Genomic DNA, 24809 nt, shown 5'->3' on the forward strand with positions numbered 1-24809 from the left:
GCGGATGCAAGAAGAAGGCTTCCCGCCGCGCGGACGGGAAGCCGCATAGGGACGCGGAGGGGTCAGTGCGAAACCGGCTTGTGGCCCGACAGGCGCTGCACGCGGATGAGGCGCCAGGTGCCGTCGTCGATCAGCCGCTCCAGCGTCTGGCCCAGCGTGTCGAAGAACACTTCATCGACCCGTTCGACCAGCTCGCCGTCGCGGCGCAGTTCCACCGCGTAGAGGTCGAGGCCGCGCTCGTACAGCACCGTGACCTGCCCCTGGAACTTCGCCGAAGCGACCGTGAAGCCGATGGCCGGCGGCGTGGCGATGATGTTGCTGGGGCTCGGATCGACCACCATGAAGTCCCGCGCTCCGGCATCCACCAGCAGGTGGGTGACGCGCCGAAAACCATCGGGTGCGGGCAACTGCTCCAGTTGATGGACCAGTTCCTGCAACTCCGGGCACTGCGGCGCGGGGATCGGCAGCTTGGCCGGCGCGGAACCCAGGATGAGCCGCTTCACCGTGTAAGGCTGGCCGCCAGCGGTGAACTCGGTGCTTTCCTCGGGCGTGTCCGCGCGCAGGCCGTCAAAACGGCGCCGCACATAGGGCTCGACCTGCACCTTGGCGCCTTCGTCGGGCACCTCGGTGACGAGCTTCTTGTCGAGCACCGCGAACTCGGCCCGCCCCGTCTTGACGACGATGGCCTCGTCGGTGGTGGCGATGACCTTGCCCTCGAAGGGTTTGGGATCGATGTGGAAGCCCAGCGTCGAAACCTTGGGCTGGCCGTCGAAGATGTTGAACTTGAAGCTGCGGACGTTGGAAGGCACGTGGCCGCGAACCAGCGTCGGCATCTGTGCGCGGATGGCTTGGGTATCCATTGGGAAACTCCTTGTGGCAATCCAAGGAACTCCCGCCCGCAAGGGAGGTGTATCCCTTGGGGGTGAGGTGGATGGACGCGACATGCGCCCGGGGAAGGAAAAACAACCAGCACGGCGAACCGCACCGCAGTCTCGAAGGTCTCGACTGCCTGGGCATGCTTGCCGGCAACGCCAGCGAACATGCAATCAGCGTGCGGCAGACGCAGGCCAGCGTCGCGAGGGAATCGGCACTGCGCCGCCACCGACTTCCCCAAAAAGAAACGAGCCCCGCGTGGAGGCTCGAAAGGTGGTGTCAGTCGTCGTAGATCGGCAGTCCGTCCAGCACCTGCGCATCGGCATCGAAGGCCAGCATGCGCACGTCGGCGAGCGCGGCCAGGTGCAGCACGTGCACGAGGGATTCCGGCATGCCCTTCTTGCGGTGCTCCTGCATCAGCCGCTTGGCCGTGATGCCTTCGACGGCGCGCAGGTTCTCATCGGTCCAGGGCGTGGCGATCAGCTTCAACCCAATGGCCTGGCTGTACGGGATGCGGAAGGCGACGAACAGGAACAGCGTCGGCGTGGCGATGTCCGCCAGCTCGGCGAGGAAGCGATGCGCCTCAGCATCGAGGTGCGCGCTGCTGATTTCCCAGCACCGGCTGTAGTAGCCGGTCTCGAAGCGCAGGCGCTGCACGACTTCGCGGGCCGCTTCCTCGGAGTAGGTATCGCCCACGTGCAGCGGCTTGCCCGCCTCTTCGGCCATGACGGCGTAGACCACGTTCCGGGCGAGGCCGTGGCTGCGGCATTGCGCCTGCAGTTCGTCGGGGACCGCCTGGTCCTCGGTGATCAGCACGAAGTCGTCAGAGAAGATGCAGGTTCGCCGTTCGATCTGGCTGTCCGGCAGATTCGACTGCGAGGGATGCAGCGGCAGGTAGGTCAACGGGCAGTCGTCATCGTAGGAGATGGCGAGCAGCCGCTCGACCGACAGGCCATCGTAGCCGCGGATAAAGGGATTGTTGTTCGAGTAGGACATGGGATTTCTCCAGCAGAGGATGGCCGAGGCAATCCCCTGCTGGGATTGAACCCCAGCGGGTGGATGAAGTGGCAGCCGGTCAGTCGGCGGCGGTTAAGGACGGGTCGGTGAGCAGTCGGTCGGCGACGGACCTGCGCAGGCGTGCGCGAACCTGGTCGTCCGTGATGGCCGCCAGCAGCGCCAGCGTCTCGTTGGCGATTCGGTTGGACGCCGCCGCAAGATCGCCGGCCAGGATGGCCGTGCGCAGTTCCGCGCCGAGTTGCAGTGCATGCGTGGATTCGCTCGATACCGTCAGCTCGCGGCTGATGAAGCAACCATGCCCGCCGAACTCGAACAGCCGTGAACGGCTGCAACGCCAGCATCCTTCGAGTTGGATGGCGACCAGGTGATGGCCGTCGTCGAAGCACGTGGCGATCAGGAACAGCGCGTCGAGGTCTGCACTGCCCTCAAAAGGGTGGTGCTCGATGAGATTGGCGAGGTCTTGGTTCTGGTCGGCGCCGAAGTGCGGGGCGATCAGGTCGATAAGGGCCGGCATCGACAGTTCGGTGTCACGGTCTTCACCATCCTCGCCTTCGGCGTCGTCCGGTGCGGGCAGGTCAAGCCGAGCGGCCAGCGCCATCAAACCGTCGAGCACGTCGCTCCATTGCGGATCGTTGATCTCGGTGAGGCGAGCGATGTAAGCCTTCCCGTTGCCGGGATAGCTCCCATCGAGGTGAAAGGCGCCGAACAGCGCGGAGATGACCGGCGTCACCCGGTCGAGAATGAGAACGCCGGTGGCGTCTTGGTAGTTGTTGGCCATGAAGGGCTCCTTGCGATGGAAGGCGCGGAGCCCTCGCCCCTGGCGGACGACAGCATCCGCAGGGACATCCCGAGGCCGCACGGGCTCCGGGTGGAAGGAGGGACATGGCCCCTGACGGGACGCATGTCCCTCATGGGGTAGGAAGAAAAGAAGAACGTCGGCAGGCCGCAGCGCGGCTCACCAGCCGTTGTAGTTCAGCGTCAGGTCGGCGATGACCTTGCGCCGTTCGAGATCGAGGCCGCCCAGGTCGGACAGACCCTCGAAGCCGCAACGCTTGAGCATCGCGCCGCCTTCGCGGGCGTTGTAGAAGCTCACCATCGCGGACAGGAACATCCGCTGGCCGCTGCTCAGGACGCCGAGGGCATCGTTGAGCATCAGCAGCTTCGGCCGCAGATCCCACTTGGTGGCGGCACGCTGCAGGCCTTCGCGGGTGCCGTCGCCGAACCATTCGGCTCCGGCAATGTTGACGCCGCGCTTCCATGCCTCGAAGAAGGCTTGGGGCGCGGCGGCGAAGTGCTGGTGTTCCAGCTCGATCTGATCAAGTACCTCTTGAGGCAGGGCACGATTCATGGCATGGGCTCCGGGTGGTTGGACATCACGGGTTAAGGCGCTGCTGCCAGCGGCCCGTTTTCAGGGCGTGGTCGGCGGCGTTGAGTGAGCGGAAGTAGCTGACCGACTCGCGCGAGACCGGGCCGTCCGCATCGGCGGTGCCGATGTAGTGGCCGGCTGCGCTGCAAAGCACCTGCAGGGGCAGGCGCTTGCCGACGAAGGCCAGGGCCTGGTAGCCGATGGATTCGGCGCGGGCCTGTTCAGCGCTCATGGGCGCCGATGCGAACGAAAGGGACATGGTTTTCTCCTGGTGGTTGAAAGACCGGGAGCACCACGCCCTGACGGGAGCGGAAGACTCCCGAAGGGTTGAACATGAACGACATCGGCGTTGTGAAACGCCCGTCCGCGGTGGTCGATGCGAAGCGGACTGGTGGGTCGCACGAGAGGATTCCCGCGGCAGCCGAAAGACCCAGGCTGCTGGCATGTGCTGATCAGGTCAGCAACACGTGCCGCAAAGCATCACGCTGGGGCGCGTTCTGCGTCACGGGGGAATCGGTTCCCGCCTCGTCCCTGATTGCTGCTGCCAGGTATTGCCCAATGATTCAATAAATGTTGTATCATCGAATAATGAACGAGACCCAAGCCATTTCCGCCCTGGGCGCCCTGGCTCACACTCAGCGCCTCCGGGTGTTCCGCGCCCTGGTCGTTGCCGGCCCCGAAGGGCTCACGCCCAGCGTCCTGGCCGACCAGCTCGACGTGGCCCGCAACACGCTGTCCTTCCACCTGAAGGAGCTGGCCCATGCCGGCCTGGTCACCATCGAGCAACAGGGCCGCAACCTGATCTACCGCGCCGACTTCGCCCACATGACCGGGCTGCTCGGCTACCTGACCGAGCACTGCTGCCAAGGCGCCGTGTGCGAGGCCAACGAATCCACCCGTGCCTGCACCTCCTGCTGAAAGGAACCTCCATGAAACGCTTTCACGTCCACCTGCATGTCGATGACCTGAACCGCAGCATCGGCTTCTATTCCCAACTGTTCGCCGCGCTGCCAGCACGCACCGAGGCCGACTACGCGAAATGGATGCTTGAAGACCCGCCGGTCAACTTCGCCATCTCCACGCGCGGCAGCAAGCCGGGCATCGACCACCTGGGCATCCAGACCGACGACGCCGACGAACTCGCCGCTCTGAAGGCCCGCGCGCAGGCCGCCGACATGGCGCTGCTCGACGAAGGCACCACGACCTGCTGCTATGCGCGCAGCGAGAAGCACTGGATCACCGACCCGCAAGGCGTGGCCTGGGAGCATTTCCACACGCTGGGCAACATCCCTGTCTTCAACGAAGCGGCGCCCGCACCTGGTGCCGCCGCAGCCTGCTGCTCGGCCATGCCGCGCTCGAATTCCTGCAACTGATACGAGGCACTTATGACCACGGAAAAAACCTACAACGCTCTGTTCATCTGCACGGGCAATTCGGCCCGATCCATCCTGGCCGAAGGCATCCTCAACGAATTGGGCAAAGGCCGCGTCCGCGCCTACTCGGCGGGCAGTCACCCCAAGGGTGCGGTCCACCCGCTGGCGCTCGCCACGCTCGAACGTTTGCACATGCCGACCGCCGGCTACCGCAGCAAGAGCTGGGACGAGTTTGTTGCGCCCGGTGCACCGGAGTTCGATTTCATCTTCACCGTCTGCGACAACGCCGCCGGCGAGGTGTGTCCCATCTGGCCCGGACGCCCGATGTCGGCGCATTGGGGTGTGCCCGACCCTGCGGCCGTCGAAGGTACAGAGGAACAGCAGCGCAAGGCGTTCACGGATGCGGCGCTGACGCTGCGCCGGCGCATTGAGCTATTCCTGTCGCTGCCGCTGCAGCGCCTGGATGCCATGTCGCTGCAACGCGAGCTGCGGAACATCGGTCAGCAGTGAAGACCCTCACAGCATCAAGATTGATATTTGGAAGGACACCTCATGCCAAGCATCCAAATTTTCGACCCGGCGCTGTGCTGCAGCACCGGCGTATGCGGCGTTGAAGTGGATCAAAACCTGGTGAGTTTTGCCGCCGATGTGGATTGGGCCAAGCAAAACGGTGCCCAGGTCGAACGCTTCAACCTGGCACAGCAACCCCTCGCTTTCGCTGAAAACCCGACCGTGAAGGGATTTCTGGAGCGTTCGGGCCAAGAGGCGCTGCCCCTGGTTCTGGTCGATGGTGTGGTGGCCTTGGCCGGCCGTTATCCCAACCGCCGCGAATTGACCCGCTGGGCTGGCATCGAGGCATCCGAAGCCATCCCAGCCCAAGGCGCTTGCTGTTCTGGCAGCCGCTGCTGCTGAACGAGGATATCCATGCACTTCCTGACCCAGCCGCCCCGCTTCCTTTTCTTTACCGGCAAAGGGGGCGTCGGCAAGACATCCATCGCCTGCGCGACGGCCGTGCAACTGGCGGCCCAGGGCAAGCGCGTGCTGCTCGTCAGCACCGACCCGGCTTCCAACGTGGGGCAGGTTTTCGACGAGCGCATCGGCAACCGCATCACGGCGATTGCCGCCGTGCCGAGCCTCTGGGCACTGGAAATCGACCCGCAGACGGCGGCGCAAGCCTACCGTGACCGCATTGTCGGCCCGGTGCGAGGCGTGTTGCCCGATGCGGTAGTGGATGGCATCGAAGAATCCCTATCGGGTGCCTGCACCACGGAAATCGCCGCCTTTGACGAGTTCACGGCCTTGCTGACCGATACGGCGTTAACGCAGGACTACGAACATGTCATTTTCGACACGGCTCCTACCGGGCACACCATCCGACTGCTGCAACTGCCTGGCGCATGGAGCGGCTTTCTGGAAGCAGGCAAAGGCGATGCGTCGTGCCTGGGGCCGCTGGCGGGTCTGGAAAAACAGCGCAGCCAGTACAAGGCTGCGGTAGAAGCATTGGCCGATCCCTTGCGCACTCGCCTAGTGCTGGTTGCCCGTGCGCAACGCCCCACACTGCGCGAGGCAGCACGCACCCATGAAGAACTGGCCGCTATCGGCCTGTCGCAGCAACACTTGGTCATCAACGGCGTATTCCCTGCCGGCGGGGCCGAGAACGATACGCTTGCCGCTGCCATCTACGAAAGAGAGCAGGCCACACTTGCCGCCATTCCGCAGGCACTCCAGGCGTTGCCTCGGGATCAAATCGCGCTCAAGCCGTTCAATCTCGTGGGCCTCGATGCCCTGCGCCACCTGCTGGTCGATACCGACGCCACGTATAGCGTCGATGCCATCGAGCTGCCCGATCAGATCAATGCATCGGACTTGTCCGTCCTGGTCGATGAAATCGCCGCCGATGGGCACGGGCTGGTCATGGTGATGGGCAAGGGCGGCGTGGGCAAGACCACGCTGGCCGCCGCCATCGCCGTGGAGTTGGCGGGCCGGGGGCTGCCAGTGCACCTGACCACCTCCGACCCGGCTGCGCATCTGGCCGATACGCTGGAAGGTTCACTGCCTAACCTGATGCTCAGTCGCATCGACCCGCAGGAGGCTACGGCGCGTTATCGCCAGCATGTGATGGACACCAAGGGCGCGCAGCTCGATGCCGAAGGCCGCGCTCTGCTGGAAGAAGACCTGCGTTCGCCCTGCACCGAGGAAATCGCGGTATTCCAGGCGTTCTCCCGCGCCATCCGCGAAGGGAGCAGGAAGTTCGTGGTGATGGACACCGCGCCCACGGGCCACACCTTGCTGCTACTCGACGCCACCGGCGCATACCACCGCGACATCGCCCGGCAGATGGGCGAGACAGGCGTTCACTTCACGACACCGATGATGCAGTTGCAAAACCCCAAGCAGACCAAGGTGCTCATCGTCACCCTCGCCGAAACCACGCCCGTGCTGGAAGCAGCCAATCTGCAAACCGATCTGCGCCGCGCAGGCATCGAGCCGTGGGCCTGGGTTGTCAACAACAGCGTGGCGGCCGCGCACCCGCATTCCCCGCTACTGCGTCTGCGTGCACGCAACGAACTGCGGGAAATCGACGCCGTGGCCATGCGGCATGCCCAGCGCTATGCCGTCGTGCCTCTCTTGACAGAGGAGCCGGTCGGCGTAGAGCGCCTGCAGGCTTTGGCAAGATGGAAAGCGTCATGAATCGAAGCAATCTCCCCCCCATCAGCGTCTTCGAGCGCTACCTGAGCGTATGGGTGCTGTTGTGCATCGTCGTCGGCATCGCGCTCGGCCAGATGGCGCCGGGCATCTTCCAGGCCATCGGCCGCATGGAGGTGGCCCAGGTCAACCTGCCGGTGGGCGGGCTGATCTGGATCATGATCGTTCCGATGCTGCTGAAGGTGGACTTCGGCGCACTAGGCCAGGTCAAGCAACACTGGCGCGGCATCGGCGTGACCTTGTTCATCAATTGGGCGGTCAAGCCGTTCTCGATGGCGCTGCTGGCCTGGCTGTTCATCCGCCATGTGTTCGCCGACTGGCTGCCGGCCGACCAGCTCGACAGCTACGTCGCCGGCCTGATCCTGCTGGCCGCCGCGCCCTGCACGGCAATGGTGTTCGTCTGGAGCCGGCTGACCGGCGGCGACCCGGTGTTCACGCTCTCGCAGGTGGCCTTGAACGACACCATCATGGTGTTCGCCTTCGCGCCCATCGTCGGCTTGCTGCTGGGCCTGTCGTCGATCACGGTGCCGTGGGCCACGCTGCTGGTATCGGTCGCGCTTTACATCGTGATCCCGGTCATCCTCGCGCAGCTCTGGCGCCGGGCGTTGCTGCGCCGAGGCCAGGCCGCGTTCGACCGGATGCTGGAGCGCATCGGCCCGCTGTCGATCGCCGCGCTGCTGCTGACGCTGGTGCTGTTGTTCGCCTTCCAGGGTGAGGCCATCCTCCGGCAGCCGCTGGTGATCGCCATGCTGGCGGTGCCGATCCTGATCCAGGTGTTTTTCAATTCCGGGCTGGCGTACTGGCTCAACCGCAAAGTGGGCGAGAAGCACAATATCGCTTGCCCCTCGGCGCTGATCGGCGCCAGCAACTTCTTTGAGCTGGCCGTGGCCGCTGCCATCAGCCTGTTTGGATTTCACTCCGGCGCCGCGCTGGCCACCGTGGTCGGCGTGCTGATCGAGGTGCCGGTGATGCTGCTGGTGGTGCGCGTGGTCAACCGCTCGCGCGGCTGGTACGAGCACCAAGCGTGATCATGGGCAGCACGATCCCACGCCCACGCGGCTGGCTGATTCCGTCCCTCGGCCTGACGCAGATCGTCGCGTGGGGGTCGATGTTCTACGCCTACGGCGTGCTGATGCAGCCGATGCAGGACGAACTCGGCCTGTCCAAGCCCGTCATCGTCGGCGCCTACTCGGTGGCGCTGCTGATCTCCGGACTGCTGTCCACTTCGGCCGGCAGCATCATCGACCGCATCGGCGGACGCCTCCTGATGGGCGGCGGAGCATTGCTCGCAGCCGTCATGCTCGCCTGCCTGTCACGGGTACAGGGCGCGGTGGGGCTGTACCTCGTGTGGGCCGGCCTCGGCGTCGCCATGAGTGCGACCCTGTACCAGCCGGCGTTCGCCGTCATCACGCAGGTTTTCGGCAGCGACTATCGACGGGCGATCACGCACCTGACGCTGTTCGGCGGGTTCGCCAGCACGGTGTTCTGGCCGCTGACGCAGCTCCTGTTGCAGCACCTTGGCTGGCGCGAGACGTGGCTGATCTATGCCGCCGCGAACCTACTGATCTGCCTGCCCATCCATGCCAGCTTGCCCAAGGCGAGCACCGTCGCACACGGCGCAACACCGGCGCGCACGGACAACGCATCCCGCAGCCTCGCGGCAGTCATGCGCGAGCCGGTTTTCTATCTGGTCACGGCGGCCATCACGCTCAATGCGCTGGTGTTCGCGGCGATGTCGCTGCACATGATTCCGGTCTTGCAGGCGCATGGGATCTCTGCGGCGCACGCGGCCTGGATCGGTGCACTGGTCGGGCCGATGCAGGTGCTCGGCCGCGTGCTCGAAACCACGGTCGGCAAACGGGCCAGCACGCGCCAGGTCGGCATGGCTGCGATCAGCTTGCTACCGCTGTCGCTGCTCCTGCTATTCGGCTCCGGGCAATGGCTGCCGATGTATGTCGTGTTCGCAGCGTTGTACGGCATCGGGAACGGCGTCATGACGATCGTGCGCGGCGCCTTACCCGCTGAGTTGTATGGACGCGCCGCCTACGGCGCCATCAGCGGCGCGATGGCGACGCCCGTGCAGATCGCCGTGGCCGCCGGCCCCTTTGTCGCCTCGCTGCTGTATGCCGCCGGCAACGGCTATCCCGGCACGCTGCTGGCCCTGGCCGGCATCAGTGCGGCCGGCGCGATCCTGTTCCGCTACGCGATCACGCACCTGCGTCAGCAGGCAGTTCTTCTCTCGAATCAAGGCACCTCGACATGAGCCACATCACGATTTACCACAACCCCGCCTGCGGCACGTCGCGCAACGTGCTGGGCCTGATCCGCAACAGTGGCGAAGAACCAACCGTCATCGAATACCTGAAAACGCCGCCCGACCGCGCCACGCTCAAGGCGCTGATCGCGGCGATGGGCGTGCCAGTGCGCGCGGTACTGCGCGAGAAAGGCACGCCCTATGCCGAACTGAACTTGAGCGACCCGAAATGGAGCGACGAGCAACTGATCGACTTCATGCTCCAGCATCCCATCCTCATCAACCGGCCCATCGTGGTCACGCCGCTGGGCACGCGCCTGTGCCGGCCATCGGAAGCCGTGCTCGACCTGCTGCCGCAGCCGCAGCGTGGCGCGTTCAACAAGGAAGACGGCGAGCCGGTGGTGGATGCAGAGGGGCGTCGTGTCTGAATCGCGCCTCGACTTGCCGAACCTCGACGCGGCGCTGTTCCAGCAGCCCGACGCGGAGCGGCTATTCGCTCCAACAAGGGTGCCGCGGGCGCCGCGCTTCCTACTGCTCTACGGCTCACTGCGCGAACGCTCGTTCAGTCGCCTGGCAGCCGAAGAAGCGGCTCGCATTCTGCGGGCGCTGGGTGGTGAGACGCGCATGTTCAATCCGTCGGGCCTGCCACTGGTGGACGACGCCAGCGAGGATCACCCCAAGGTCAAGGAACTGCGCGAACTGGCACAGTGGGCCGAAGGCATGGTGTGGAGTTCGCCGGAGCGCCACGGCGCAATGACGGGTCTGATGAAAACGCAGATCGACTGGATTCCGTTGTCGTCCGGCGCGGTGCGCCCGACCCAAGGCAAGACGCTGGCGGTGATGCAGGTGTCGGGCGGCTCGCAGTCGTTCAATGCGGTGAACCAGATGCGCGTGCTCGGCCGCTGGATGCGGATGCTGACCATCCCGAACCAGTCCTCGGTCGCCAAGGCATATCAGGAGTTCGACGAGGCCGGGCGCATGAAACCATCAGCCTACTATGACCGCGTGGTGGACGTGATGGAAGAACTGATGAAGTTCACGCTGCTGACCCGCGACGTGGCGCCGTACCTGGTGGATCGATACAGCGAGCGCAAGGAAAGCGCAGAGGCGTTGTCGCAGCGAGTGCGGCAAAGCGCAATTTGACACCGAGCGCCGGATCGGGAATGCGCCTGTAGATGGAACAAGCGCCGAAGGTCACTCGGACCTTCGGCTGGAGAGGAAGCAATCCACCTGTGGGCTGTTGCAGGCCAGGCCGTCGTCAAAGCCATTCGCTGCGTCAGCAATCGCACCCGGCCCGTTTCGTGGCTGGGGCCGGCATCCTCTGGCGTGTATCCACACACAAAGGGAGCCCGTTCTTTCGCCGGCGGGCACCGGCACCGACTACCGTTGACCGCAAGCGGTCTCCTCACACCTCGCAGCCTTGCGGGTCAAGATGTCAGGAGACTGCTCGCGGATGAACGGAAGCACCTCGATCAGCGGAACCGCGGCGAGCGCGATTCGACGGAGCAATGACCTTCTCGCCCTGCAAGCCGTGATTGGCCTGTGCAGGACGCGCACACCGTTGCAGAAGGGAACGCGCGCTGGGGAGTCCCGCGGAGCGCGGGAGGTTTGCCCCGCCGTCGGCAGCAGCCGGCGTGGCAGAGGGAGACTTGGGCGTCAGTTCGCCCTGGGGAGCCGACGCGGTGGGCCGGATGCACGACTGGATGCGCCGCGCTTGCCTGCCGCGGCATCTTCGACCGGCTGCGTGCCCTTGCAGTCCGGGTAACGGCTGCAAGACCAGAACGCGCCGCTCTTGCCGCTGCGCTGGCGCATAGGTGCGCCGCACTGCGGGCAGCTCGGCGCGGGCGGCAAATTGATGGCAAGCGTGGCGCCGCGGTACTGCTGCACGAGTTGGGCGACCCAGCTCGATTGCTTGGCGATGAAGGTGTCCAGCGTCATCTGGCCGGCCTCGATCATGTCCAGCGCCTGCTCCCACACCGCCGTGGTGCCCGGGTCGGCGATGGCCACCGGCACGGCATCGATCAGTGTGAAGGGGGGTCGATTTGTTTTCGTTGTCAAAAGTGACGGTAGGAGATCGAGCACTGGCGTAGGGGTGGCCTGCCAAGCCATTGATTTCATTGGGTTTCCTGTTGATTTTTTTGATCGCCGTTTGAGGGCGCAAAAGCGTGCTCGGTTTCAACCGCCGGTCCCGGTTTTCGGCGTGGTCTGTGACGGCAGGATTTCACTGGCATAACGCTCCACTGGAAAGCGGAATACGCCCCTCAAATTGATACCTTGCAGCCGCGTCGGCGCAATTTTCCCCGTGAGCTCCGCCGGGATGACCTGACGCCGGTTGGCCCAGCGGTCCAGAACGGCCTGCATCTGGGTTGTGTTCCAGGCCATGATGATGTTGGCCAACAGACTCAAGGCGTCAGCCACCGCCTGCATTTCCTCGGCCCGCTTGGCCTGAGCCGGGCTCACTCTGCCGGTATAAATCGCCCGCTTCAAGGCATTGACCGCCTCACCCCGGTTGAGTACCCGACGCAGCTCATTCCTGAAGGCGTCTTTGACAAAGTAGTCGGCCAGGAACGCAGTTCGCAGCAAGCGCCCCAACTGAACACCCGCTTCGTAGATGGGGTCTCCCCGCGCCGCCGATCCAAATCTGGCCAGCGCTGCAACTGCGCTGGCGTTGCCGCTCATCACCGAGGCTGCCAAATGGACCAAGGTGTCCCAGTGCTTCTCAATCAAAGCGGTATCGACGGTAGCCTCGCAAACTGCTGCGATCTCCGGTGGAATGATCGTGCCACGCGGCACGTACAGATGACGCTGCTTCAATTCCTTCAGTCGTGGGCATAGATCGAACCCCAGTAGCCGGGCCAACGCCATGGCAAAGTCGGTGTAGCCGTGGGTGTCCACCGCCAACTGGCTGGTCTCGATGGATTCTTGGCGCACGACACCCTCAATGGCGACCCCTGCCTGGCGCTCATTGAGCACAAAAGGCTGCGCGTAGAAGATCCCCCATCGGTCACGCACATGGGAGTAGATGCCAATCGAGGACGTGTTGCGTCTTGGATCCTGTCGGGCCTGCCACACCCGTTGGGTGGTTTCCATGCTCATCATGTCGGACGACGCCAGGTCCGTGCGACCCCATGTCGCTGCAATGGGGTGCCGTTGCATGAACTCCAGCACCGCGTGGCAGGCTTGACTCAAGCGACGCTCGTCCCCGGCCCAACGCATGGCCTGACGGATGCTGGTGGCAGACAACTGCGGAATCATACGGGCGCATTCGGCCGCCGTCAGACTGGTGCCGTGGGCCATGATGCCGGCGTAGACCATCAGCAGCTCTTCTGTCGAACGTGGCTCGCGGCCAAGCATGATCCAGCTGAAACGTACCTGAGCGTCAACGGCCAGGATCACTTCTGGGAGTTGCACCTCACCGATCCTCAGGTCAAGTTTGGCCCTCAACTTAATCACCTCTGGATCTTCATCCTCTGCCGGCAATACTGAAAGGTGGAGTTCTTCGTCCACGCGCAGCACACCGCTGCGCGCGGCGACGGCCACTGCCTCCACGCCGGCGCGTACCTTGGCCAGCAACGGCTTCAAAAGTGTGGATGCATTGGCTGGCAGTGACAGTCGGGCATAGTGCCGTTTGGCTTCTTCCTGCCAGCGCGCATCAGTGAAGAACAGGCGTGCGCGGCCACGAAAGCTCAGGCTGTGCTCAATCCACACCGAACCGTTGCGCACGGCACGTCGCAATGAAAACAGGGTGGCCACCTCCAAGGCCCGAAACGCGCGCTCCCGGTCGGCACCCGCAATCGCGCCGCTCCAGACCGAACCCAAGCGAGGGGCGCTGACATCAGCAGGTAGTTCGCGAAGTTTGCCCGCGTACAGTTTCGTCAATTGGGCCAAGGCTGTGGTCACCGGGTGCTCGCTATTGGCCTGCCAGGGCAGCTTGGTGATTTCGGCCAGCAAAGAGCGCACGGGACGTATGGCGTCAAACAAACGCTCACGCACCACCGAGGCCCGGCTGGGTGGTTTGCCTTGCTGGCTGGCACTGAGCAGGGCAACAATTCGAGCCCGCAACTCCGCGTCTTGAAGTTCACCCTGGGCGACCAAACCAGCCAGCTCTGCCAGCAATGTCTTGTACAGGTCAGCCCAATTGACCGTCTCCGTGACACCTGCTGCGACCGTGCGCCAAAGATCGGCAACGCGCCGCTGAACCATCAAGATAGCTTGGTCTGTGCTGGTAAACAGGCAGTGCCGTAAAAAGCAGCCAACCTCCACTGTGCGAGCGGGTTCTTTGATCCTGGCCCCCACCGAGGGAGGCCTTGAAGCCAGGCGGCGTGCATAGCGCCGCACAATGAGACCGGACAGGTCGTCCAGGTGTTTGTGGACATTCAGGGCGTACAGCAGTTCGATTCGCTCGAACACCTCGCCAATTTGTTTGGTTGAGTGTTTGGCCGGTGCCGACCACAACCAGCTCTGCTGGGTTTGCCCATCCGGGCGCAATGCGGCCATGGCATCCCGCCAGCGCACCAGTTGTTCGGGCAGCACAGATGCCGCAATCGTTTTGGCTGTTTCTTCTTCGAGTTGTCCCAGCGCCGCTGTGACCAGGACACGGATGTCACGGTCGCGCAGGATCAGGATCTTGCTTTGATACAACCAGCGCCGAGCGAATACGAGCAATTGATCCCGATCGGCGCAGCGGGCCACCTCATCGCGCAGGGTGCGTACCAGGGCGCGACGTTGGTGCTCCGTCATCCAATGAAACCCCAGGACATCACAGGCCAGTTGTTGATGGTCAAAGAGGGTTCGACCGCGAACATACAGGGCTCGCAGGGATGCCAGTTCAACAGCAGTGATGCCGATTTCGTCACCCAGATGGCGCCACAGGGTTGTCGGAACGATGCGCACCGAATTCAGCAGGCGCCCGCTCAAGCGCAAGAAACCTATGTGCAGTGCCAGACCCAGCTTGTGGGCGTTGCTTCGGCGGGCGTTGATGAGCTCGCGCTCAGTACGGCTGTACGTGAAAAACGACTGAAGCTCGAAGGTGCTGATTTCCCTTGGCAGCTCTCGCAGGCCAAGGTAGGTTGTGTGCCAGCTTTGCATCTTGTGTCTCCGGTGATTGGGGCAGACACAATACGCCTGAAAAAGTGAACAGGAAAACCAATGAAATCAAGGGCTTATCAGACCACCCCTACGCCAGTGCTCGATCTCCTACCGTCACTTTTGACAACGAAAACAAATCGACCCCGAAGGCGGCATCCGACGCGCGGATGGCCCGGCCTTTCTTCAACAGATAACCGCGGGCCAACAGCCCGCTGATGATGTTGGCGCGCGTGGCCTCGGTCCCGATGCCCGTGGTGTCCTTGAGCTTCTGCTTCAGGCGCGGGTCGGTCACGAGCTTGGCAACGCCCTTCATGGCTTTGACTAACTCGCCCTGCGTGTAGGGCTTGGGTGGCAGCGTCTTCAACGCCTTCAGTTCGACCTGGCCGACCTGGCAGGCTGCTCCAGCACGCAGCGCCGGTAGCACCTGGCCGCGCTGCGCGTCCTCGCTGTCACCGTCCTCGGGCTCCGGCACCGCCAGTACCTGGCGCCATCCGGCCACCGCGATCTGCTTGCCGACCGCCACCAGCGACTGCCCGCCGCACGTGAGCTGCGCCACCGTCCGGTCGAACTCGTGATGCGGCAGGAACTGCGCGAGGTAGTGGGCGCGGATCAGCCGGTAGACGGCCAGCTCCTTCTCGCTCATCGCCGAGAGGTTGGCCGGCTCCAGCGTCGGAATGATGCCGTGGTGCGCCGTGACCTTGCTGTCGTTCCAGGCCCGCGAACGCTGCTGGCGATCCAGGCGGTCGATCAGTGGCCGTAGGCCGGGATCGGTTTTGACCAAGCTGTCGAGGACGGCCGGCACGTCGGCCAGCATGCTCTCGGGCAGGTAGCCCGAATCCGAGCGCGGATACGTCGTCGCCTTGTGCGTCTCGTACAGCGCCTGGGCAATGTCCAGCGTCTCCTGCACGTCGAGGCCCAATTGCTTGGAACACACCTCCTGCAAGGTGCCGAGGTCGAACGGCAGCGGCGGGCCTTCGCGCACGCGCTCGGTCTCCACCGAAAGCACCTGGGCGGCGCCGGCCGCGCGCAGGCGCACGGCGGCCTGCTGCGCCACCGGCTGCTGCAGGCAGCGGCCGGCGTCGTCGGTGCTGCCCTGTGGCGGCGTCCAGCTTGCGACGAAGGACTGGCCTGCATGCGACAGCGCTACTTCGATGGCCCAGAACGGCACCGAGACGAAGCGTGCGATCTCACGATCACGGTCCACGACCAGCTTGAGCGTCGGCGTCTGCACGCGCCCGACCGACAGCACGCCGTTGTAGCCGGCCTGGCGGCCCAGCAGCGTGAACAGGCGGCTCAGGTTCATCCCGATCAGCCAGTCAGCACGCGATCGGGCGAGCGCGGAGAAGTACAGCGGCAGCGTCTCGGCGGATGGCTTGAGTGCACCCAGCGCCTTGCGGATCGACGCATCGTTGAGCGCCGACAGCCACAGCCGCTGGATCGGGCCGCGGTAGCCGCACAGCTCGATGATCTCGCGGGCGATCATCTCCCCTTCGCGATCAGCGTCGGTCGCGATCACCAGCTCGCCCGCCTTGGCGACGAGCTGCTGCACGACCTTGAACTGCGCAGCGGTCGCCGCCTTGGGCTCGACACGCCAGCGCTCGGGAAGAATGGGCAGTTGTTCGATGGCCCAGCGCTTGTACTGCTCGCCGTAGCCTTCCGGCGGAACCGCCTCGACCAGATGACCGATGCACCAGGTCACGACGACACCGGCACCGCTGTAGCAGCCGTTGCCGCGTTGGCCGGCGCCCAGCACACGGGCGATGTCCTTGCCCTGGGACGGCTTCTCGCACAGGAACACGCGCATGAAGCCTCCTTGGAAGTGTGCGGTTCATCGGATGGCCCCAGCTTGGCCGGGCCAGCGGATGACGGCAGCAAGGAAGCCGATCGGCGCAGACACCGCTTTGTGATCGGCAGGCGATGCGTTGCCGCAGCGGCATGCGCGGCACTGCAACGGCTGGCGCAGCGGGAGCGTCGTTTCGGGAGGGCGGCTGGAACTCGGTGGAACACCCTGGAGCTATCCCCTGGGGATAGCTGGTGCATGGCGGGCGTCTGACGGTTGCTACAGCCGCCCCCTGCGGGGAATCAGCCCTTGGCCTTGGTTTCCTTCGGCGCCTTGGTCCCCTTGGTTTCCTTCGGCGGCGGTACTGCCGCCTCGGGTTCCAGCGTCCTGGCGCTGAGGGTCACGGCCTGGAGGCGGTACGGCAGGATGCCCACGCGCCGAGCCTCGATCTTGAAGGTCGTGCGCTCGTTGTCGTCGGCGTCCTCCCACTCGTCCTTCACGGTCCGGCCTTCCACCAGCACGCGCATGCCTTTCTGGTACAGGTCTTTCCAGTGGTCGGCGTCGCGATGCCACAGCTCCACCGGCGCCCAGAAGCCGCCGCGGTCCTCGAACTCGCCGTCCTTCTTCGGGATCGGGTTGTCGAAGTAGACGTTCAGGCGCAACAGCCGGCGCGGCTCGTCGTTGCCGTTGTGGAATTCGCGGTAGTCCGGCGCAGAACCGATGTTGCCCTCGCCGACGAAGTGCGTGCTCATGGTGACTCCTTGGGGGTGGTAGATGGAACGGACGCGGCATGCCTGTGGACACGCCGCAGGTAAGCCGCTTCGGCCTGCGCGGCCTTGCTGGCGCACTCCTGGGCTTGACGGCCCAGCGTGTGAAGGAGGCTGATCTGCATGTTCAGCGCGATGCGCTGCAGCTCCATCGCGTAGAGGTCATCGATCAGCGAGGCCGGCGTCCCCGGACGGTCGAGCAGCGATTCCCACAGCGCGACCCCCATCGAGGAACGGTCGTGGTTGCGCCAGCGCAGGAACGTCGTGCCTGCGCCCGTGGTCTGCTGGGCCAGTTGCACGTCGAGCAGCGAGAAGGGATAGGCCCGAGCCTGTTGCAGAACGCGCCGCTGCGCCAGCCTGATCAAGTCGTCGCGCAGCGCCGTGCACTGGTTGGCCCAGGCCTCCAGACTCCCCTTACCCTTAAAAGGCTGTAAAAGGCCTTTTAGGTAGCCCGCGTGTTCCAGGCGTTGGAAGTCCGCCTGTTCCAGCGACAGGAAGCGCGCCAGTTGGCCGGTGGAAGAAGATGCCGTCATGCCTTCGCGCCTTCACCGTCCTGGTCGTGGTCGTCGCCCGCCACATCGGCTGCGCCAGCGACGGGCGCGGCCTCAGCGGCTGCGCCAGGCTTGCCCGCCCGCCGCGCGATCGGTGGCGCAAAGCGCGAGCGGCGCGTGCCTTCGAGCACGTCCTGCGGCAGCTCGCCGAACTTCTCCAGCGCCGCCCGCGCCACCGCGTTCTTCGAGGCGAAGTCGTCGCGCGTCGCGCCGGAGTAGCGGTACTGCTGTGCCAGCGAGAACAGGCTGCGCAGCGCATGCGCACCGTCGTTGAGCCAGCGCTCCAGCGTGCTGCGGTCGATCAGCGCGGTGTGATGCGCGAGGATCAGTTTGCGCGCCAGGTCGTCGTAGTCGGCCAGCAGGTACACCGCCATGAAGCCGAGCTGCGCATTGACGAACAGCGGCAGCTTCACCGGCTGCACGTTCATGTTCTCGCCCAGCGTCAGCGCGGGCGGCACGTCGGCCAGCGCCTGGTCCACCTGCTCGCGCAGCGCCTGCAAGCTGGCCTTGGTCTGCGTCAGCTTGTCCTCGATGCGCAGCATCCAGAAATCCGAGTAGGGGTCGTCCTGCTCAGCGCCGCGCTTCATCTTGTTCATCACGCTGATGTAGCCGTTGAGGCCGATGATGCCGGGCCGCCCCTCGGCGGGCGCTCGCCCATGCCAAATGCGTGAAGCGTGGTGGGTGTGCAGCGTCAGCGACATCGCGCTGCGCAGCGATCCGAGATTCAACTGCAGGGGCTGCTGGGATTCGTTGGCCATGGTGACGACTCGCGGTAAGGGAACGAGCCGCCAGCATCGGTATCGCCCGGAAGGGCGTCAGTCAACAAACCGCAGCGGGTGCGCTCCCGGTTGTCGTTCGGGAAGGCCGCGTGTTCCGTCTATCCCCTGGGGATAGGTCCGCGCCGGGCTGCGACCATGCGATGCATGACAAAACCGAAGCCCATGGCTGGAAGGCTTCGTGTCCCAGCTATCCCCTGGGGATAGCTGTTCAGGAGTCGCCCAACGTCGAACGCAGTTTTGCCAGGTAAGCCCGCGCTGCCTCACGGCCGGGGCCATTCGGTGCGGGTGGTGGCGATGCAGAAGGAGCCGGTGCGGGTGGCCGTGGCGGCGGCGCAGGCGTCGTCGATGGCGAACCGCCTTCGCCGGCCCAGGCTTTGAACTCGCCACGGATCGCCTTCTGGATGATGCCGAACAGGTAGCCGGCCGGGTTGCGCACCGCGCTGATGCGGCAGCGCGCATCCCATTCGTCCAGCACTGCCTGCCGCAGCGACTCGTCCACCTGCTGCAAGGCCACCATCGCACCGCTCTGCTGCTCGTCCTTCAAGCGCAGCAGGCGCTCGGGCAGGCGCAGGTGCTGCAACGCCTTCGCGCGCGGTACTGTACGTACTTGATTTATACGATCCATACGTACAGTACGGTCCTCCTTCGGATTCCGAAGTGAGCCGTCTGGCGCGGGTTTCAGCCCTGCTTCGGAATCCGAAGACGGGCCATCGAGATTCCGAAGCAGGCCGTCCTGGCCTTCTTCGGATTCGTGATCCACAGGCGCTTGTGGATAACTCGCATCCGCCCATTCGTTGCGGGCCATGCGCTGTGCCAGCACCTGCAGCCGCGTGGGCAGCGTGCGGCCGTTGAGCATCGGGTCTTCGGCGATCTCGCGCAGAGTGTTCATGCCGACGATCTGCACCGCCTTGGCGGCATGGGTCAGCGCCTGGCTGACCAGGCCGAGGTAGTCGGGGTCGAGCTGCATCGCCTCGAAGGGCGTCAGCGGTTCGTCGTGCAGCACGTAGAGGTTGCCGAGGATGCGCCCAGTCTTCGGGTCGCGGCGCCGTCGCACCAGGCTCAGCCAGCGCGTCAGCCGCAGCAGCGTCAGGGCGCGCGCCACGGTCTCATGCGAGGCCTGCGCCGCGCAAGGCATCGAGGCGAGATAAGGCCGGAGCTGGTCGTAGGTCGGGAACGCCGTCACGCCGTCGCTCTGGAGCTGCAGGCGGAACACCTGCCAGGCGTTGCGCTCCAGCGGCGTCAGGCGTCGGTCGAGGAACAGCGCGCGCGGCACGCTCTCATGCCGGTTGCCGCTGTAGAGGAAGCCGTCGCTGGCCGGCGCGGCCGGCGCCGCAGGAGCAGCGCCGCGCTGCGCAGGCGGTGCCGGTGGTGCCGGTGGTGCCGGTGGCACCAGTTCCCGCAGCGCGTCGTCGAACAGTGCCGACAGCGCCACGGGGCCATCGCGCCGGGGTGCGCCGCCGGTCGCCATGGCCTACACCAGCCCCTGGTCGATCCAGTTGCGTATCGCCGACCAGATCACCGACATCGGCAGGTTTAAGGTCTCGGCCAGGTCCATGGTCAGCGCCAGCATCGCCACCTCGTCGTCCAGCGCGATGCCGCGCTCCGTGACGCCGGCCTTCCACTGCTTCCACAGGGCGGTGTCTTGTGCTTCATCCAGCACCGGATGCCGCCCCTTGCGCTTGGGCAGGCCGAGGATGTCGCGCCGCAACGCGACCTCCTGGTGCGTCAAGCCGTAGAAGCGGCTGACCATCTCCGTGCTGGCGCCCAGGCGCAGCATGCGGTCGACCGTGGCAATCTCCCGCTCCACGTCGTGCACCTGGCTCAGCAATCGCTTGAGCACTTCGCGGTTCACCGACACCGAGCACCACGAGACGGTGGCATTGACCAGCATGCTCACGAGTTCGGGATGCTTCAGCGCATCGAGTTCTTCCTCGCCGAAGCCCATGGCCTTGCAGCGTCGCAGTTGCCCGTTGCGCAGGTCGTGCAGCGCCTGCGCGATCACGGCCTGGTTGAGCGGGTGCGGTGCGGACATGGCTGGTCTCCGCTCAGGCGCCATGGCCGGGCGCGGCGCTGGCGCCCGCACCGGATTCCAGATCCACAAGCCGCCGTGCCAGGCGCAGCAGCCGAAACAGCTTTACCAGCCCGGCATCGCTCAGGCGCGGATAGGCGCCTGAGCCGTACAGCAAGGGCGCCAGATCATCGGCGAGCCGGGCGCGGTCGAGCCCGGCTGCGACACGGGCGGCGCACAGCGCCTGCAGCAGCGTCAGCACGGCCCGCGCGAACGGTGGCATCGCGCGCGCTGCCGGCGGCGCGACGCAGGCAAAGCCGATGCCGCCGTCGCTGGACTCGACCTGCTCGGCCACGCCGGCCTCTTCGGCGATCTCGCGCGCGAACTGCGCAATGTGCACGCGCAGCCGATCCGGCACGTCCAGGCCGGGCTCGATGTACCAGACGTCCGAGATTGGATAGAGCCCGCCTGCCTGTACGGGAATGGCGCGCAGCGCGTCGACATCGAAGTCGGGCAGCTTGTCGCCCATCTGGTCGGCGACCATGCGCTGTATGGATTGCAGGCGCTCGGTGGTCGGTGCAGGGGAGACGATGTGGCCTTGCAGGCGCTCGTCGCGTTGCCCGTCCTGATGCATACCTTCGGTGCCGACGGCGGGTACAACCAGACCGACGCCCGACGATGTGGAAGGAGAAGGTGCTGCTGGCTGCACTGACGGAGCCGGCGTCGATGGCGGCGACGAAGACCGCTGCGGCTCGGGCGCAGGTGCGGTCGGCGCCGCAGGTCGTGCCGCTGGCGGCGCTGGATCACTGGTCAGCGCGCGCTGTCGGCTCTCCGTGTCGTCGATCTCCAGGGCCAGCGTGTCGTAGTCCGCTTCCAGCAGTTCGACCATCTGGCCGACCAGCTCGTCCTGCACGCGCTGCGGCGAGAAGTTGTCGGGCTGCGCGTCGAACTGCGCGAGCACGTCCTGGAACAGCGTGGCGAAGTCCACCAACAGACTGCGGCCCAGCGCACGGCGTTCCCAAGTGCGTTCGCAGGCCTTGCGCAACACCGCCAGCCGTTCGACCTGGTGCCGGCCGAGCCCGCCGTACAGCAAGTTCGGAATCGCCGGCAGCAGGTAGTGAACCGCGTCCTGCATGCGGCTGATGTGCGACTGCGGCAGCGGAAAGCCATCGGCCGTGAGCCGGCGTGCCAGCTCGCTCTGCGACAGTGGCTGGCCGCTGTCCCGTCCCATTTCCTGCTCGTAGAACTCGCGCGCCTTCTCCACACCCAGGGCTCTCTCAATGAAGCTCAAGCCCCCGCGCAGCTCGTTCTCGGCCAGGTGGCCGGTCAGCATCACTACCTCGCCGCGCTGCGGCCAGGGACGGAACAGGCAGGGGATGCGGAAGAAGCGTTCGTCCTTCGTCTCGCTCCACAACTCGCGCAAGATCGCCAGGCGCGTGTTGCCGCCGTTGCGGATGATGTAGTGCAGCTCGCCGGGCCGGCGCGTGATCGCGGGTGACGCATCCAGCCCGCGCTCGCGGATGGAGGCCTTGATGTCTTCGTAGGCCGGGTTGCGCGTCACGCGCGGGTCGTGGTCATACGGGCGCAACTGGTCCAGCGTCACCACCATCGGCGTGTCGGCGATCGGGTCGGTCAAGGCTGCGGCCGAAGGGCCGCTGCGCTCGAAGCCCGAGGCCAGCAGCTTGGCGGCCATGTCATCCGGCGTCATGTCAGCCATGGCCGCGCTCCTGCGGCGATGCCTCGGCTACCTGCGCCTGGCGGTCGGCGCGGCGAAGCTGCGCAAGGGCATTGCGCTCCGCACGGTGGTCGCTCGCCGTCGAGCTGGTGTAGATCGGCGCGCAGCCCAGCTTCGTGAACAGAAGGTGTCCGCCTCGGGTGCGCACCACCTTCCAGCCCTCACCCAGGGCGAACTCGATCAGCGCTCGCAGCCGCTTGTGGCCGCGCGCCAGTTCATGCGCGCTGGCCATGGCCGGCCCCTCCCGCGTTCCCTCGGCCGGTGACGAGCGCGAAGCGCTCTTTCCACTCGGGGAACAGCTCGCCAGCGAGGGCGCGCATGGTGTCCAGCGCAGCCGGTGCCGAGCGGCCCGCCGGCTGGCGGTACTCCACCCGATGCACCGGCAGGCCGCGCGTCGCCGCACGTGGATACGCCTCGATCGCCGGCACGTCGGTATCCAGCACACGCACGCCGACGTGACCCTGGAACACCTGTCGCAATGCCTGCTGGATCAGCCGCGCGTTCGATGACACCGGATGCACGCGGTTGATGAGCAGGTGCAGCGGTGGCGGCTCGATGCCCAGATGACGGTACGGTGCGATGTCCTCGATGAGCTGCAAGGTGCCGCGGCGCAGCTCGCGGGCCGCGAGGATTTCCGGCGTCACCGGGGACAGCGCCAGGTCCGAGGCCAGCACCGCCATTTCCAGCAGGACGCTGCGCGCGCCCTGGGTGTCGATCAGCAGCAGGTCGTAGCGCGGCGCCAGCGTCGGCAGCAGGTGGCGCAGCCGCAATCTGCCGTCCGGTGCGTGCAACAGCAGCGTGTTCAGCTCGCCCCGGTCGTCGTTCGACAGCACCAGGTCCAAGCCGACGATGGCGGTGCGCGACACCAGTTGCTCGGCGCGCTGCTCGTTGTACGCCAGCATCTCGTAGATGCCGGCCGGCGCGCGTTCGGCCAGCGTGAAGTAGCTCGACAGCGTGGGCTGCACGTCCAGGTCCAGCAGCAGCACGCGCAGCCCGGCGTCGGCCGCGAAGCCGCCCAGGTTCGCGGCGGTGGTCGTCTTGCCCACGCCGCCCTTGGTCGAAATGATGGACACCACCTGCATGGGCTTCTCCCGGTTGAATGGCATGTACCGAGGAAAAGCGTCAGGCGCGCTCGTTGAGGCGATCGGCAATCCACTGCTCGACCTCCATCGAGTCCCAGCCCACGGCGCGCACGCCCAGGCGCAGCGCCTTGGGAAACTTGCCTTCCTTCATCAGGCTGTAGATATGCGCGCGCTTGAAGCCGGTCTTGGCCTCGACTTCGGCGCGGCGCAGGATGCGATGCTCGGTCTGCGCGGCCGGCGCGGTGATCTGCGAAGACATGAGAGACACTCCTTGACGCTCACTGGCGCTGTTCGGAAAGTGCCTCGTATTCAATACACCGCGGTCGCCGAAATCACTGCAATTGCAGAAGCCGCGACTGCAATTGCAGTGCGCCGCATCGGCATCATGCTGGCCGCGTCGTCAGCGCGACGCCTCCAGGTGGCGCCGCGCCTGCGCGAGCTTGCTCCACAGCGTCCGCTCGCTGAGACCCGGCCGCCCCTCATGGTGTGCGATCAGCGCGCTGACCACGGCATCCATGCTGCGGAACGACGAATAGGCCGCGCCTGACGGCGAATTGCCCAGCAGCAGCGTCAGCAGTCCGCCGATGATGTTGAGGTAAGTCGTCTCGCTGCGCAGGCCAGGCTCGCGCGCCTGTTCGTCGTTGGCCGCGCGCGTGGCATGTTCCTTCGCCAGTGCTTCGTGCGCGGTGCGCAGCGTTTCATGCACCAGGGCAAGTTCGGCAAGTTGCGACTTCGCTGCTTCGCGATCGGCCAGCAGAATGTTGAGCGTGTCCACGCTCACCGCCGGATGCACCGCGCGTTCGATGCCGTCAAACAAAAACCCCGGCCGATCGCCGGGGTAGAACTGCGACATCCACGCTTTCAAGTCCACGTGGCGCACGGTCAACTCGGGGTCGTCGAGCGCCGGCCGCTGCGAGTCCAGCACGATGCCGGCCTTGCCACCGGGCAATTCGCCATGCGTCAGCGCGTCGAAGATGCGCTCGGCATACAGGCGCAGCAGCGGCCAGCGCGGGAATTCGCCGGGCTCCGGCATGGCACGCTGCTCCAGCGCTTCCAGAATACGCTGCTCGAAGCGCAGGAGACCGCACCAGCGGACGGCCGCCTCGATCGGTCGGTAGTACGTCTTTGCGCCAAAGGCGTGGCTGCTCGATTTCGGCATATCGCGCTCTTCCCATCGTCGGATCGACACATGGCAAGCGCGCGCGGCCCACATGGGCGCAGCGATTGCCCAAAGAACCCGATGAAGCGCGAGCCGGTCGGCATCGTGGTGGACGTTGGGTGCGGCGATGTCGCCGAGCGTTACGCAGGGGGCAAACCTCCTTGCGGTGCCCGCCACGCCTCAACCATAATGCACCTGCGAAAAATCTTGTTACCGGCGCAACGGTCTGAAAAGCCGCGCATCCAAGTTCGATCAGGAAGGGATGCCGCGC

At 65.5% G+C, this 24809-nt stretch carries 25 protein-coding genes and 2 pseudogenes; 9 read left to right on the forward strand and 18 right to left on the reverse strand.

From position 1 onward, the window contains the following. Nucleotides 1-62: 62 nt before the first annotated feature. From PQV96_RS11570 to PQV96_RS11590, 5 genes are all read right to left on the reverse strand, one after another. The gene (locus PQV96_RS11570; RefSeq protein WP_012761408.1) at nucleotides 63-860 is read right to left on the reverse strand and encodes a hypothetical protein; all 798 of its coding nucleotides are present in this window, start codon (nucleotides 858-860) and stop codon (nucleotides 63-65) included. Between the two features lie 292 nt (nucleotides 861-1152). Continuing rightward, a complete protein-coding gene (locus tag PQV96_RS11575; RefSeq protein WP_012761407.1) occupies nucleotides 1153-1869 on the reverse strand; it encodes a DUF5983 family protein in 717 nt (238 codons plus the stop codon). Between the two features lie 79 nt (nucleotides 1870-1948). Beyond that, entirely contained in the window at nucleotides 1949-2668 is a 720-nt protein-coding gene (locus tag PQV96_RS11580) for a hypothetical protein (protein ID WP_012761406.1), read from the reverse strand. Nucleotides 2669-2845: 177 nt separating this feature from the next. Beyond that, nucleotides 2846-3238 carry a hypothetical protein gene (locus PQV96_RS11585; RefSeq protein ID WP_012761405.1) on the reverse strand — a complete coding sequence of 131 codons (393 nt, stop codon included), beginning with the start codon at nucleotides 3236-3238 and terminating at the stop codon, nucleotides 2846-2848. Nucleotides 3239-3263: 25 nt separating this feature from the next. Next, nucleotides 3264-3515 carry a hypothetical protein gene (locus PQV96_RS11590; RefSeq protein WP_012761404.1) on the reverse strand — a complete coding sequence of 84 codons (252 nt, stop codon included), beginning with the start codon at nucleotides 3513-3515 and terminating at the stop codon, nucleotides 3264-3266. A gap of 329 nt (nucleotides 3516-3844) precedes the next feature. Here PQV96_RS11590 and PQV96_RS11595 point away from each other — a divergent pair, with 329 nt between their 5' ends. Genes PQV96_RS11595 through arsH form a run of 9 tightly spaced genes read left to right on the forward strand, consistent with a single transcriptional unit; the run spans nucleotide 3845 to nucleotide 10732 of the window. Then, nucleotides 3845-4174: an ArsR/SmtB family transcription factor gene (locus PQV96_RS11595; RefSeq protein ID WP_012761403.1), complete on the forward strand. Its 330-nt coding sequence runs from the start codon at nucleotides 3845-3847 to the stop codon at nucleotides 4172-4174. A gap of 11 nt (nucleotides 4175-4185) precedes the next feature. Then, nucleotides 4186-4629, forward strand: a complete 444-nt coding sequence (locus PQV96_RS11600) for an ArsI/CadI family heavy metal resistance metalloenzyme (RefSeq protein WP_012761402.1) — start codon at nucleotides 4186-4188, stop codon at nucleotides 4627-4629. 12 nt (nucleotides 4630-4641) lie between these two features. Beyond that, nucleotides 4642-5139 carry an arsenate reductase ArsC gene (locus PQV96_RS11605; RefSeq protein ID WP_012761401.1) on the forward strand — a complete coding sequence of 166 codons (498 nt, stop codon included), beginning with the start codon at nucleotides 4642-4644 and terminating at the stop codon, nucleotides 5137-5139. 42 nt (nucleotides 5140-5181) lie between these two features. Next, nucleotides 5182-5541 carry an arsenite efflux transporter metallochaperone ArsD gene (arsD, locus tag PQV96_RS11610; RefSeq protein ID WP_012761400.1) on the forward strand — a complete coding sequence of 120 codons (360 nt, stop codon included), beginning with the start codon at nucleotides 5182-5184 and terminating at the stop codon, nucleotides 5539-5541. Between the two features lie 12 nt (nucleotides 5542-5553). Further along, entirely contained in the window at nucleotides 5554-7320 is a 1767-nt protein-coding gene (arsA, locus tag PQV96_RS11615; protein WP_065857044.1) for an arsenical pump-driving ATPase, read from the forward strand. Next, on the forward strand, nucleotides 7317-8363 hold the full coding sequence (arsB, locus tag PQV96_RS11620; protein ID WP_012761398.1) for an ACR3 family arsenite efflux transporter: 1047 nt from the start codon (nucleotides 7317-7319) through the stop codon (nucleotides 8361-8363). The genes arsA and arsB overlap by 4 nt, the downstream gene beginning before the upstream one ends. A 2-nt stretch (nucleotides 8364-8365) precedes the next feature. After that, nucleotides 8366-9598, forward strand: coding sequence for an MFS transporter (locus PQV96_RS11625; RefSeq protein ID WP_012761397.1), 1233 nt, complete (start codon nucleotides 8366-8368; stop codon nucleotides 9596-9598). Continuing rightward, complete coding sequence (gene arsC / locus PQV96_RS11630; RefSeq protein WP_012761396.1) at nucleotides 9595-10017, forward strand: arsenate reductase (glutaredoxin); 423 nt, start codon at nucleotides 9595-9597, stop codon at nucleotides 10015-10017. Before PQV96_RS11625 ends, arsC begins: the two co-directional genes overlap by 4 nt. Further along, on the forward strand, nucleotides 10010-10732 hold the full coding sequence (gene arsH, locus PQV96_RS11635; RefSeq protein WP_041668453.1) for an arsenical resistance protein ArsH: 723 nt from the start codon (nucleotides 10010-10012) through the stop codon (nucleotides 10730-10732). Before arsC ends, arsH begins: the two co-directional genes overlap by 8 nt. Nucleotides 10733-11245: 513 nt before the next feature. Here arsH and PQV96_RS11640 read toward each other — a convergent pair. The 13 genes and pseudogenes from PQV96_RS11640 to PQV96_RS11700 all read right to left on the reverse strand — a co-directional run. Next, a pseudogene (locus PQV96_RS11640) lies at nucleotides 11246-11777 on the reverse strand (topoisomerase DNA-binding C4 zinc finger domain-containing protein); the annotation flags it as partial. Further along, on the reverse strand, nucleotides 11765-14677 hold the full coding sequence (locus PQV96_RS11645; RefSeq protein ID WP_012478196.1) for a Tn3 family transposase: 2913 nt from the start codon (nucleotides 14675-14677) through the stop codon (nucleotides 11765-11767). The pseudogene PQV96_RS11640 and the gene PQV96_RS11645, both read right to left, overlap by 13 nt. Before the next feature lie 145 nt (nucleotides 14678-14822). Then, nucleotides 14823-16481: pseudogene (locus tag PQV96_RS11650) on the reverse strand (DNA topoisomerase III); the annotation flags it as partial. Nucleotides 16482-16759: 278 nt separating this feature from the next. Beyond that, a complete protein-coding gene (locus PQV96_RS11655) occupies nucleotides 16760-17209 on the reverse strand; it encodes a single-stranded DNA-binding protein (RefSeq protein WP_012761394.1) in 450 nt (149 codons plus the stop codon). Continuing rightward, nucleotides 17206-17757, reverse strand: a complete 552-nt coding sequence (locus tag PQV96_RS11660) for a DUF3158 family protein (protein WP_012761393.1) — start codon at nucleotides 17755-17757, stop codon at nucleotides 17206-17208. Before PQV96_RS11660 ends, PQV96_RS11655 begins: the two co-directional genes overlap by 4 nt. Next, complete coding sequence (locus tag PQV96_RS11665) at nucleotides 17754-18533, reverse strand: PFL_4669 family integrating conjugative element protein (RefSeq protein ID WP_012761392.1); 780 nt, start codon at nucleotides 18531-18533, stop codon at nucleotides 17754-17756. Before PQV96_RS11665 ends, PQV96_RS11660 begins: the two co-directional genes overlap by 4 nt. A 229-nt stretch (nucleotides 18534-18762) precedes the next feature. Beyond that, the gene (locus PQV96_RS11670; RefSeq protein WP_012761391.1) at nucleotides 18763-20022 is read right to left on the reverse strand and encodes an STY4528 family pathogenicity island replication protein; all 1260 of its coding nucleotides are present in this window, start codon (nucleotides 20020-20022) and stop codon (nucleotides 18763-18765) included. A 3-nt stretch (nucleotides 20023-20025) separates the two neighbouring features. Further along, nucleotides 20026-20586: a DUF2857 domain-containing protein gene (locus PQV96_RS11675; protein ID WP_012761390.1), complete on the reverse strand. Its 561-nt coding sequence runs from the start codon at nucleotides 20584-20586 to the stop codon at nucleotides 20026-20028. Nucleotides 20587-20599: 13 nt separating this feature from the next. Next, nucleotides 20600-22279, reverse strand: coding sequence for a ParB family protein (locus tag PQV96_RS11680; protein WP_012761389.1), 1680 nt, complete (start codon nucleotides 22277-22279; stop codon nucleotides 20600-20602). Next, the gene (locus PQV96_RS11685) at nucleotides 22272-22529 is read right to left on the reverse strand and encodes a hypothetical protein (protein ID WP_012761388.1); all 258 of its coding nucleotides are present in this window, start codon (nucleotides 22527-22529) and stop codon (nucleotides 22272-22274) included. Before PQV96_RS11685 ends, PQV96_RS11680 begins: the two co-directional genes overlap by 8 nt. After that, a complete protein-coding gene (locus PQV96_RS11690) occupies nucleotides 22513-23379 on the reverse strand; it encodes a ParA family protein (protein ID WP_012761387.1) in 867 nt (288 codons plus the stop codon). The genes PQV96_RS11685 and PQV96_RS11690 overlap by 17 nt, the downstream gene beginning before the upstream one ends. Nucleotides 23380-23419: 40 nt before the next feature. Beyond that, nucleotides 23420-23638, reverse strand: coding sequence for an AlpA family transcriptional regulator (locus PQV96_RS11695; protein ID WP_012761386.1), 219 nt, complete (start codon nucleotides 23636-23638; stop codon nucleotides 23420-23422). 141 nt (nucleotides 23639-23779) lie between these two features. After that, complete coding sequence (locus PQV96_RS11700; RefSeq protein WP_003454930.1) at nucleotides 23780-24538, reverse strand: hypothetical protein; 759 nt, start codon at nucleotides 24536-24538, stop codon at nucleotides 23780-23782. Between the last annotated feature and the right edge of the window lie 271 nt (nucleotides 24539-24809).

Origin of the sequence: Acidovorax temperans (assembly GCF_028596105.1) — a bacterium.
In the GTDB taxonomy this organism is placed as follows: domain Bacteria; phylum Pseudomonadota; class Gammaproteobacteria; order Burkholderiales; family Burkholderiaceae_C; genus Acidovorax; species Acidovorax temperans.

Coding starts and splice junctions, on each gene's coding strand:
- PQV96_RS11570 (WP_012761408.1), bottom strand. CDS start 860: ATGGATACCCAAGCCATCCGCGCACAGATGCCGACGCTGGTTCGCGGC.
- PQV96_RS11575 (WP_012761407.1), bottom strand. CDS start 1,869: ATGTCCTACTCGAACAACAATCCCTTTATCCGCGGCTACGATGGCCTG.
- PQV96_RS11580 (WP_012761406.1), bottom strand. CDS start 2,668: ATGGCCAACAACTACCAAGACGCCACCGGCGTTCTCATTCTCGACCGG.
- PQV96_RS11585 (WP_012761405.1), bottom strand. CDS start 3,238: ATGAATCGTGCCCTGCCTCAAGAGGTACTTGATCAGATCGAGCTGGAA.
- PQV96_RS11590 (WP_012761404.1), bottom strand. CDS start 3,515: ATGTCCCTTTCGTTCGCATCGGCGCCCATGAGCGCTGAACAGGCCCGC.
- PQV96_RS11595 (WP_012761403.1), top strand. CDS start 3,845: ATGAACGAGACCCAAGCCATTTCCGCCCTGGGCGCCCTGGCTCACACT.
- PQV96_RS11600 (WP_012761402.1), top strand. CDS start 4,186: ATGAAACGCTTTCACGTCCACCTGCATGTCGATGACCTGAACCGCAGC.
- PQV96_RS11605 (WP_012761401.1), top strand. CDS start 4,642: ATGACCACGGAAAAAACCTACAACGCTCTGTTCATCTGCACGGGCAAT.
- arsD (WP_012761400.1), top strand. CDS start 5,182: ATGCCAAGCATCCAAATTTTCGACCCGGCGCTGTGCTGCAGCACCGGC.
- arsA (WP_065857044.1), top strand. CDS start 5,554: ATGCACTTCCTGACCCAGCCGCCCCGCTTCCTTTTCTTTACCGGCAAA.
- arsB (WP_012761398.1), top strand. CDS start 7,317: ATGAATCGAAGCAATCTCCCCCCCATCAGCGTCTTCGAGCGCTACCTG.
- PQV96_RS11625 (WP_012761397.1), top strand. CDS start 8,366: ATGGGCAGCACGATCCCACGCCCACGCGGCTGGCTGATTCCGTCCCTC.
- arsC (WP_012761396.1), top strand. CDS start 9,595: ATGAGCCACATCACGATTTACCACAACCCCGCCTGCGGCACGTCGCGC.
- PQV96_RS11645 (WP_012478196.1), bottom strand. CDS start 14,677: ATGCAAAGCTGGCACACAACCTACCTTGGCCTGCGAGAGCTGCCAAGG.
- PQV96_RS11655 (WP_012761394.1), bottom strand. CDS start 17,209: ATGAGCACGCACTTCGTCGGCGAGGGCAACATCGGTTCTGCGCCGGAC.
- PQV96_RS11660 (WP_012761393.1), bottom strand. CDS start 17,757: ATGACGGCATCTTCTTCCACCGGCCAACTGGCGCGCTTCCTGTCGCTG.
- PQV96_RS11665 (WP_012761392.1), bottom strand. CDS start 18,533: ATGGCCAACGAATCCCAGCAGCCCCTGCAGTTGAATCTCGGATCGCTG.
- PQV96_RS11670 (WP_012761391.1), bottom strand. CDS start 20,022: ATGGCGACCGGCGGCGCACCCCGGCGCGATGGCCCCGTGGCGCTGTCG.
- PQV96_RS11675 (WP_012761390.1), bottom strand. CDS start 20,586: ATGTCCGCACCGCACCCGCTCAACCAGGCCGTGATCGCGCAGGCGCTG.
- PQV96_RS11680 (WP_012761389.1), bottom strand. CDS start 22,279: ATGGCTGACATGACGCCGGATGACATGGCCGCCAAGCTGCTGGCCTCG.
- PQV96_RS11685 (WP_012761388.1), bottom strand. CDS start 22,529: ATGGCCAGCGCGCATGAACTGGCGCGCGGCCACAAGCGGCTGCGAGCG.
- PQV96_RS11690 (WP_012761387.1), bottom strand. CDS start 23,379: ATGCAGGTGGTGTCCATCATTTCGACCAAGGGCGGCGTGGGCAAGACG.
- PQV96_RS11695 (WP_012761386.1), bottom strand. CDS start 23,638: ATGTCTTCGCAGATCACCGCGCCGGCCGCGCAGACCGAGCATCGCATC.
- PQV96_RS11700 (WP_003454930.1), bottom strand. CDS start 24,538: ATGCCGAAATCGAGCAGCCACGCCTTTGGCGCAAAGACGTACTACCGA.